Origin of the sequence: Flavobacterium poyangense (assembly GCF_011751075.1) — a bacterium.
GTDB classification, from domain to species: domain Bacteria; phylum Bacteroidota; class Bacteroidia; order Flavobacteriales; family Flavobacteriaceae; genus Flavobacterium; species Flavobacterium poyangense.
The window spans coordinates 261,202-271,358 of sequence record NZ_JAALLN010000006.1; the positions used below are offsets into that span (position 1 = coordinate 261,202).

The following is a 10,157-nucleotide window of genomic DNA, read 5'->3' on the forward strand; positions in this document are numbered from 1 at the left end:
GCATTTTTTATTGATTTAAAGCATATTCTTTAATTAAAGTTGAGGCGGGAATGTGCAGAACTTCATTTAAAATTCTAATTTGTTTTATTGTCAAGGCTCGTTTGCGATTAAAGATTTCAGATACTCTTGAACGGCTATTTAAGATGACTCCTAAATCGGCATCTGTAAGGCCATTTTGCTCCATGATAAATTTTATTGCTTCAATTGGGTCAGGTTCCGGGATTTGATAATGCAATTGGTCATATTTTTCTATAAGCGTTACCAGAATGTCTAATTCATCGCCTTCATTGGTATTGGGTTTGGCATCAAAAAGAGTATTTACTCTTTCAAGTGCTAAGTCATAATCTTGTTCTGTTTTTATAGGTTTTATTTCCATATCGCTATAAGTTTTTGATGTCTTTTTAGAGTATCATATTTAGTATGTAAAAGTAAGAAAATGGTTATAAGTAAAAAATCCTCCTTACATTTTCGAGTAAGAAGGATTTATATTCGTTTAACCAATTAGGTCTAAATTATTTTTTAACACATAGAGACATAGTTTTGAAAACGAAAAAAGGCGTTTCACTAGTTTAAAACTACATAGTCTGACTATGTAAACGTGTTTCTTTTTTTGAGTTTTTCTTTATAAGTAAAACCTATGTTTCTATGTGTTAAACATAATTTTTACGCAATGTATCTAATGGGTTTTATGTGATTTTCTGCTAAAACAATCCGTTTAATTCGGCGTCAATTCGGTTGATGATACTCCCTAAGTCTTCAGGATTGTCAACAAAATTGATATTGTCTACATCAATAATCAATAATTTTCCTTTGGTATAAGTTTGAATCCAGGCTTCGTATCTTTCGTTCAAACGGCTTAGATACTCTATTGAAATGGAGTTTTCGTACTCACGTCCGCGTTTGTGGATTTGTCCAACCAAATTAGGAATCGAGCTTCTTAGGTAAATCAATAAATCGGGAGCTTTTACCAGCGATTCCATTAATTCGAATAAGGAAGTGTAGTTTTCAAAATCACGACTTGTCATTAATCCCATCGAATATAGATTGGGAGCAAAAATATGGGCGTCTTCGTAAATCGTTCTGTCCTGAACGATTTTTTTTCCACTTTCGCGAATTTGCAATACCTGACGAAAACGACTGTTGAGGAAATAAATCTGTAAATTAAAGGACCAACGTTCCATTTGATGGTAGAAATCATCTAAATACGGGTTGTCTACGACATCTTCATAATGAGGTTCCCATTTAAAATGTTTGGCCAGTAATTTGGTTAATGTTGTTTTACCAGCGCCTATATTTCCTGCTATTGCTATGTGCATTACGGTGTTACGATTTTATAATTTGTGATTTCTTTAAATGTAAAAATAGATAAAATTTGGTCTTTGTAACAGAATTTATCAAAGGATTTTTCTGAAATTTCTATTTCCGAAATTGTGCTTGAATTGGCATTCGAAATGTTTTTAAAATACAACAAATTGTTTTTACTGAAAAGATAGTGCTGCTTGTCAATAATTTCGATTTTGTCAAAATCAGGGATATTTCCCAGAGCCGTTATTTTCCCAAATATATCGCAGGAGAACCAGTTGTTTTTTTTGTCTATCCAGTAAAAAGTATTAAAATCGGTTTGATAGTATTTGATGGCTTCGGTCAATGGAGTCGAAACCATTTTATACTCATTTTTCAGATAGTCAAAAAGTCCAATTTGTTGGTTTAAGGTGTTATAAACCCAAAGTTGATTCTGCGTTGACATACCTATAAACGGAACTACAATCGGGATATTGTTTTGAGAAAAATTAATCTCAGTGATTTTGTTCAATTGATTATCGAGTAATATAACACTATTAAAGTCTTCGTAAAACAAAACCATCTTAAGCGGGTTTTGCAGATCGACTTTAGTTAAATTTCCAAGAGAAACATTTTTGTACTCAAAAACCTCATTGCCTTTAATTTTGCGGAAGACATTGTCTTTGATCAGGTAATAATATCCGAATGAGTCATATCCTAAAAATTCATCCGCATCAATTTTAAAACGGGTAATAGAATCGGGCTTTATTTTCGGGCTTTGCGCAAAAAGTACTGTAGAGGAACAGGCCATAAAAAAGACTACTAAAAAATGGCGCAGGGTTTTGCTCATGATACACTGTTTTCTAAAAGCCAAATTACAAAAAACTATAGTAGAAAAAGCCGAAGCAGATTAGATTTTATCAGTAAGCGTATTTAATTTGAAATGGTCTGATTTATAACCTTATCTGTCGATAACTAAGTGGTGCTGATCTATTTAATTTTAACTTTTTTAGAATTATTAATACATTTGAATATACTTTTTATCAATCGAAATTCACTTTATAAATAAACCAATGAAAAAGATCTCTTATTGTTTGTTTTTACTTCTTGCTTCTATTCAAATACAGGCACAGAAAGATTTTCAGGGAATGGCAGTTTATGAGTCCAAAACTCAAGCGCCTAAGATGGAAGGAATGCGTACCAATCGTGAAATTTCTCCTGAAATGAAAAAGGATATGGAAGAGCGAATGAAAAAGATGCTCGAAAAAACGTTTATTCTAAACTTTGATAAATCGGCTTCGGTTTACAAAGAAGAAGAGAAGTTAGATACTCCCGGACAACAAGCAGGAGGAATGCGGATCATGTTGAATTCTTTCATGGGAGGCGGGGGAACTTTTTACAAAGATGTAAAAGCAAAATCCTATACGGTTGATAAAGAGTTTATGGGGAAAGAATTTCTGGTGGTAGATTCTTTACCGAAATTAAATTGGAAACTGGAATCCGAAACCAGACAAATCGGAGGTTATACCTGTTACAAAGCAACGGCAGTAAAAGAAGCCAGTAAAACGGATTTTAGGAATCTGAGACCTAAAAACAATGACGACAAAAAGGCGGACAACAAAAAAGAGGAGACTAAAAAAACATCCGGAGACACCAAAACCAATTTCGCAGACAATTTTGAAATGCCAAAAGAAATTACAGTGACAGCCTGGTACTCACCGGAGATTCCGGTAAATCAGGGACCTGAAAATTATTGGGGGCTGCCGGGTTTAATTTTAGAAGTCAATGATGGGACTACTACTATCTTATGTTCAAAAGTTGTTTTGAATGCAAAAGACAAAGTCGAGATAAAGCCCTCTAAAAAAGGAAAAGTCGTTTCTCAGAAAGAGTACGATGAAACAGTATTCAAAAAGATGGAAGAATTCAGACAAACGAGTCGCGGCGGACGCCCTGGTGGGTCTATGATAACGATAGGCAGATAAAAGCCCTTTCTTTCAATGTACTATTAAACTTCTGGACTGTAATTACTTCGTCAATTCGCTTCGCTCGAGTCGTAAAAAATATTTTCTAACACATAGGAGCAATAAGTTGGAAGATAATTACAGTCAGCGGGTATTATTTACTATAATCTTATATCAATGAACAAATTATTTTGTTTGATAGCCTTTTTGTGTACCTGTATGGCCTCTTCGCAAAGTATTCGTTTTGATGGTTTTATTCAGGACGAACAAAAGAATCCGTTGGAAATGGCCAATATCATGGCTATAAATGCGGCAACAAAGGCAATGGATTCCTATGGGATTACAAATGATAAAGGAAAATTTCAGCTGACACTAAAACCCAACACTTCTTATATCGTTAAGGTGAGTTATCTCGGTATGAAATCGAAGGAAATTAAAATGACAACACAAACTACAAATTTGGTGCAAAATATTGTCATGGATAGCGGTGGAATTGAACTGGAAGGAGTTGAAATTGTACGTGAGATGCCTGTTTCTATAAAAGGAGATACCATTGTGTACAATGCCGATTCTTTTAAAACAGGAACAGAAAAGAAACTCGAAGACGTTCTGAAAAAGCTTCCGGGCGTTGAGGTAAATGCCGACGGACAAATTGAAGTGGAAGGAAAAAAAGTCTCTAAGTTGATGGTTGAAGGAAAAGATTTCTTTGATGGAGATACTAAATTAGGAGTAAAAAATATTCCGGCAGACGCGATCGATAAAGTTCAGGTACTGCGAAATTACAATGAAGTAGGAGCTTTGAAAGGTTTGGAGAATGATCAGGATAACGTGGCAATGAACATTAAACTGAAAGAAGGGAAAAAAAACTTTTGGTTTGGTGAGGTGACTGCCGGAACCGGTGTTGGAGAATTGGACAGCAGATATGTTATTGATCCTAAATTGTTTTATTACAGTCCAAAGTACAGTGTCAATTTAATTACAAATTTTAATAATATTGGGGAATTACCGTTAACGGCACAAGACTATTTTAAGTTCACTGGCGGGTTTAAAAGTATGATGAAAAAAGGAGGAAGTAATTTTACGGTTTCTTCAAATGACTTGGGTATTTCGCTTTTGCGAAACAATCGCGCAAAAGAAATCGAAACCAAATTCGGAGCAACAAATTTTGCCTATTCAGTAACAAAAGAGTGGAATATTAGTGGTTTCGGAATACTTTCTTCCTCAAAAACAGATCTGGAAACCAAATCTCAGACCACAATTTTAGATTCCGGAGATCAGCAGAAAAGGAATGAAACAGCCCATCAGAAGAATAATCTGGGACTTTTCAAATGGAGTTCAAGTTATAAACCCAATACAAAACTTCAGTTGGATTATGATATTTTAACCAAATTATCTAAACAGGAGGAAAATACAGATTTGTTGCGCGAATCTATCGTAGGCGGCACTGCTGCAACAGAAACAATTCTAACGACGAAAAAACAAGATCCGACTTCCATAAACCAAAATTTGAGTTTGTATTACACCCACAGCAGTAAAAATATCTTTGCTTTTGAAATGCAGCATTTGTACCAGGATGAAAATCCTTTTTATAATGCCAATTTGCAATCGCAGCCCTTTGTATTGTCAGGTTATACTTCGGGGCAACAGCGAAACGATCTCAATCAGAATCGATTTGTGAAAACCAATAAAATAGATGCAAAGCTGGATTATTATTATGTACTGACACCAAAAAGCAACATCAATATTACGTTAGGAAATACTTATTCTTATCAGGATTTCAATTCGCATATCTTTCAAATCTTGGACAATGGAGACCAAAATGACCTGAATGATCCGGAAAATAACAATCAGGTAAAATATAATTTTAATGATGTGTTTTTAGGATTTCACTACAAGATTCTAACGGGTAAATTTACATTGACTCCCGGTTTTAGTGTTCATTCTTATGTTATGAAAAATGAACAGCTGGGAACCGATTACTCAAGGAATTTTACGAAAGTATTGCCGGATTTTTTCGCTTTGTATCAAATCAAAAAATCAGAATCATTAACGTATACCTTTGCATTAACCAATGATTTTACAGATATTAATCAATTGGCTTCCGGTTATGTTTTGTCAGATTACAGTAGTTTATTCCGCGGAAATCGATACTTAGAAAACGCAACTTCACAAGTGCATTCCTTGCGTTATTTTAAATACAATATGTTTAATTTTGAGAATATTTTTGCTAATGCGACGTATACCAAAAAGGTAGATGCCGTAAAAACTGAGGCAGATTTCACAGGAATCAATCAATCGTCAACTCCATATAATTCTAATCTTGCTGATGAGACTTTTTCCGGAATGGTAAATTATGGACGTTCGTTTTTAAAGAATTACAAAGCCTCGGTTAATGCCAGCTTTAATTGGTCAAAATTTAATAATATTCAAAATAATGTATTGGCAACCAGAGAAAGTTTTGTTCAAAGTTATACCGTAAAAGCCGCAACAAATTACAAAGATTTACCCAACATCGAATTTGGATATAATGCTTTAATTAACCAATATAGCGGTTCAACCTTTTATACCGACAAACCTTTTGCACGATTGGATTATTATTTTTTGGATAGCTTTTCCTTTGTTTCAGAATACGAATTCTATCATTATTACAATTCGGATAAAGCAGTCGATAACGAGTATGATTTTTTAAGTGCGAGCTTAATTTATCAAAAAAAGGATAGTAAGTGGGAATATAAAATAGCGGTTACCAACTTGTTAAACACCAGATACCTTAATGATGACAACTTCTCTCAGTTTTCTACAAGAGTATCACAATACACGGTTCAGCCCCGTTATATTATGTTTTCGATGAAATACAATTTATAGTATTTTAATCACTAAAAAATAGAAATTTGTGACTTCAATTTTAGTAAGAATAAAATATCTTTGCGCTCAATAGTAATAACCCAAAAAAATAAGAGCATGCGCAATTTTATATGGAGTTTTTTAGTTTTTTTCTGTTTCATGTCCGGTTCATTTTGTCAGACAAAAAGTATTGAGAAAGGAACTTATTTGTCAACAAACAGCGGGCAAAAAATCAAGTTAAATTTATTAGAGGACAACAAGTACGAATTGATATTGTATTCGGGGGACTATACAATAAAAGGAGATTCATTACTGTTCTCCCAAAATAAGTTAGCCGAAGAGGGGTTTGAACTTACTTTTGTAAAGGATAAAAAAGCAAAAAAAATAAAAATTAATTTCGTTGACCCTTCTTTTTATCCTTTTTATATAGGAACGCAAAAAGGAGATGCAGAAGTTCAATATCAGAAATTGTATGATATTAAGGCAAAAATAGATCCGGAATGGAAAGATGCCGATGTAGCATTTGATATTGACAAATGTGATTTTTTGTATTTGGTAGTAGAAGGTTATCAAACCAAAACCAAACTTTACAAATATGCCTTACCAAAAGACGTTGCAGAAATAACAGTCAAATACAGTCCGGATCTTGAGAGCGATTTAAAGATCACTGGTTTTTTAGACAGAAAAACAAATCAGTTTCGCATTTCAGATAAAGGAGGAAAAAATCCGCTGGTTTTTGTGAATGAAAAAGACAATAAGCCGGACAATGAAGTAAAAGTTACCGCAATAGAAAGCCAGAATATTTCAAATTGGACTTACCCCGGCAAAGAACCGCTGGCCGATGAAAATTTTGATACTGATGTAGCTTCTGCAGATACTATTGTGGCAGATACTACTGCCGTTGCCTATTCATATGAGGCTCCAAAAGTTGACTTTAAACTTAAAATCGAAAGCAATTTAAAGGAGGCTGTAGCAGCGACTAAAAATTCAAAAACAAAATTCCTGGTGGTTTATGCAGACAGCAAAAATCCTTCCGCCAAAGCCAATTTTGATCAATTTGTTAAAGATCAGGAAACAGAGGTTGCAAATACGATGTACGACTCTTATAATGCCGAATTGGATGTTTTTAATTATTATTTGGCAACAGCCGAGGATAAAAAATGGCTTAAAAATAATAAGCTGTCAACCAACCCTGCTGTGATTATTTTAAACGGTGATGGCGATGTTCTGGCCAGTTCGGAATCTACTTTAGAAGACCAAAAGTATAAATTCAATACGTATAGTGATTTTTATAAACAGGTGCAGGGAAAAGATGCTTTTTTTACTTTTAATAAAGTAGCTAAAAACAAAAAAGCCAAAGTAGATGATTTGATTTTGGCGTTTAATAAAGCATCCATTTTATCCGATAACGTATCAGGTTATGAGACGGAAGAAACTGAGGAAGGCTTTAAATTTGTAAAAGCGACATTGGATAAAAAAGAAGTGCTTCAATTGTGGAAAAAAGTAATAGAAGCCCGTCAAAAAGACACAAAACCCAATTTGTTTTTAGTTGAAGCAATCCTGAAGGAAATTAATAATCAAGGATTTTACAAGTTGTTTTTTAAGGAAGACAAGTTGCTTGACAGCACCGATTTTCTTTCGATCGATTATCTAATTAAACATTATGATGCCATTGAAGCAACAAAAGGGCAAGTTGGAGAAGGGTATAGCAGCCCGGTAAACATTTCTTTGATGGATCAAATTTCAGGAGCTTTGTACACAAATGGATATGGTTTGGGTGGCGAAGGTGTTGATAAAGCAAATAAGAATCAGATCATTAAGACTTTTAGAAAGTTAATCGCATTAGGTACTTACAGCTTTTATTGTTATAAAAGTTATTTTGCCATTCTTGAGGAAGACCCTGCCTATGTGAAAGAATTCAGTGGTTTCTTTAATTCGTATTTAGCGTTAGAAAAGGGGAATCCGTTTGAAAGATTAGACGAGTTATACAAAACATTTGACAATTCTAGCGAGTTTTCTTTTGAAGGATGGAATTCCTTAAAAGAATATTATTCAGGTCTGTGCAATTCGGCAGCCTGGAAAGTGGTTTTAAACCCTGAAAATACCGATTTTGTAAAGCCTGCAATTAACTGGTCAGAATACAGTTTGATTGTAACGAAAAACAACCCTTATTATTTAGATACCTTAGCACAGCTGTACTACAAAGACGGACAAAAAGAAAAAGCGATTGAAACGCAGAAAAAAGCACTGCAATATTCTGTTACGATTCAGGAAGAAGGGACCGTAAACGATATGAAGACCGTTCTGGAAAAAATGGAAAACGGGACTTATTAGAATTTAAAAAGAGGGAGTCACAAATTAGGAGGACTCCCTTTCTTTTTTATAGTAGAACAAATGTATTATTAGTTTTAACGATAAATTCCATCACCAATGTTTTCAATCAAGGTCCATTTGCCTTTACTTTTTACCAAAATTAATATGGAGGTTCTGTCGGTATCTTTATAATCAGTTGTGATTGATTTTATAATAAAAACGGTTATAAAAGGCAACACATTATTCGATTGCAAAAACAGGCCCAACTTCAGTATATATTGTCTGTTTGCTTTTTTTACTGACTAAAATTATTATGTGGTCGTCAAATAATTTAGTTACCTTAACATCGTTCAGTTTTTTCGGATTATTGATCATATAAAGATTTGCCGTTTTCGCATATCTTCTAAAACATAGAATTTCTTTTGGTTTAGCAACATTGACAATTTTAAATGTGTCAAAATAAATCGCCCCATCTTTTATATCATAATTATCCTTTATAATATATTTTTTAGAATCAAATTTAAACTGGTACAAATAATTATCCAATTTAAAAAAAAGTGTGTCCTTAATTTTTTCTTGGGCTTTTAAAACGTTCATGGAAAATATAGACAGAATAACAACTAAAGCATGTATCTTCATAACTAAAAAATAATATTAATTTGGACATGGTGCCATTTTGCTTAAAAGTGCAGCTCTATTGGCAAGTTTGTCAATTTCTTCTTTTTCATTTGCTGGTAAATCTACCCAAGTTCTAACATTGTTCTCTTTTAAACCTCCCCAGGCTAAAGCTTCATAAAAAGCATCATTCGGTTCTTCGTCGTAATAGTTTGTATACTTTTTATAATCTTCAGTAAGCACATTTTCATGAAACTCTTTAAGAGCTTCTTTCATACTTGATAAATATAACTCTGCCATAGTGCTGTGGTGATTTCCATATTTTTGATACACTTCATTAAAGGCTAACGATTCCGGAATATTTTTTCTAGTGTACAATTTACTGATTATATCAGCATGAATATATTCATGTAAAATAGTTCTAGCCAAATCAAGAGCTGATTGGTTATTTGACCTAGAAGTACTAATCACAATATTTATTAAAGATGCATTTATTTTACTATTGTACGTAGTTTCACCATTTGATTCAACTAAATTTCCATTTGCGTCTTTGAACATTACTTTATCTACAGAACTAATTTTTATATTAAACTCTGATTCACCAGCAAAATTAGATAATAATTTTTGCACGAATGAATCTCCATTTTTATTTAATAAGTCATTCAGGCATTTTGCTTTTCCAATAAGTTCATCAATAATTTGAACTTTTGCATCGGTTTGATCCTCCTCTCCACTTCCGCCGTCCGGAGGAGGGACTTCTTTATCTTTATTCGTTTCGTTTCTAATGACACATTCCCACCACTCATCTAGTATTCTTTGCCGCTCTGCTTCGGAAATATATAAAAAATCTTCACTATAAGGACAGTCCTCCATAATCGTTTCAGATTTGATACGGCGTTTTTTAATTGGCTTTTTGCCATTCTCAGAAATTAATGTATTTGTTTGATTGTAGGTGTGATACCATTTTACGGTCGCTTCATTTGCTTTTGGAGAAAAGGTAACTTTCAACTTATAATCAAAATTACTGCTACCTTTTTTTTGGGTTACCAGTAGATAAGATCTTAGTAAATAACCAGAGTTGTTTTTTCTGGCTAGATTTTTTACAAAAATGGGCCGTTCTGTAATAAATGGGACAGTTAAGGT

Annotated in this window: 7 protein-coding genes and 1 pseudogene; 3 read left to right on the forward strand and 5 right to left on the reverse strand. The window is 33.5% G+C overall.

Translation table 11 applies throughout. The annotated features are described in order from the left end of the window. Positions 1–7: 7 nt before the first annotated feature. The 3 genes from G3A47_RS12885 to G3A47_RS12895 all read right to left on the reverse strand — a co-directional run bounded on the left by G3A47_RS12885 (position 8) and on the right by G3A47_RS12895 (position 2,131). A complete protein-coding gene (locus G3A47_RS12885) occupies positions 8–376 on the reverse strand; it encodes a helix-turn-helix domain-containing protein (protein ID WP_166922905.1) in 369 nt (122 codons plus the stop codon). A 325-nt stretch (positions 377–701) separates the two neighbouring features. Then, entirely contained in the window at positions 702–1,316 is a 615-nt protein-coding gene (locus G3A47_RS12890; protein WP_166922907.1) for a deoxynucleoside kinase, read from the reverse strand. Next, positions 1,316–2,131 carry a hypothetical protein gene (locus G3A47_RS12895; RefSeq protein ID WP_166922909.1) on the reverse strand — a complete coding sequence of 272 codons (816 nt, stop codon included), beginning with the start codon at positions 2,129–2,131 and terminating at the stop codon, positions 1,316–1,318. The genes G3A47_RS12890 and G3A47_RS12895 overlap by 1 nt, the downstream gene beginning before the upstream one ends. A 223-nt stretch (positions 2,132–2,354) precedes the next feature. On the opposite strand from G3A47_RS12895, the gene G3A47_RS12900 reads away from it, so the two are divergent. The 3 genes from G3A47_RS12900 (at position 2,355) to G3A47_RS12910 (ending at position 8,420) form a co-directional block, all read left to right on the forward strand. Further along, complete coding sequence (locus G3A47_RS12900; protein WP_166922911.1) at positions 2,355–3,263, forward strand: GLPGLI family protein; 909 nt, start codon at positions 2,355–2,357, stop codon at positions 3,261–3,263. 156 nt (positions 3,264–3,419) lie between these two features. Further along, the gene (locus G3A47_RS12905) at positions 3,420–6,107 is read left to right on the forward strand and encodes a carboxypeptidase-like regulatory domain-containing protein (protein WP_166922913.1); all 2,688 of its coding nucleotides are present in this window, start codon (positions 3,420–3,422) and stop codon (positions 6,105–6,107) included. A 96-nt stretch (positions 6,108–6,203) separates the two neighbouring features. After that, positions 6,204–8,420, forward strand: coding sequence for a hypothetical protein (locus G3A47_RS12910; protein ID WP_166922915.1), 2,217 nt, complete (start codon positions 6,204–6,206; stop codon positions 8,418–8,420). A gap of 219 nt (positions 8,421–8,639) precedes the next feature. Here G3A47_RS12910 and G3A47_RS12915 read toward each other — a convergent pair whose 3' ends face one another. Both G3A47_RS12915 and G3A47_RS12920 read right to left on the reverse strand, forming a co-directional pair. Next, on the reverse strand, positions 8,640–9,038 hold the full coding sequence (locus tag G3A47_RS12915) for a hypothetical protein (RefSeq protein ID WP_166922917.1): 399 nt from the start codon (positions 9,036–9,038) through the stop codon (positions 8,640–8,642). A gap of 15 nt (positions 9,039–9,053) precedes the next feature. Continuing rightward, positions 9,054–10,157, reverse strand: a pseudogene (locus tag G3A47_RS12920) (hypothetical protein); the annotation flags it as partial.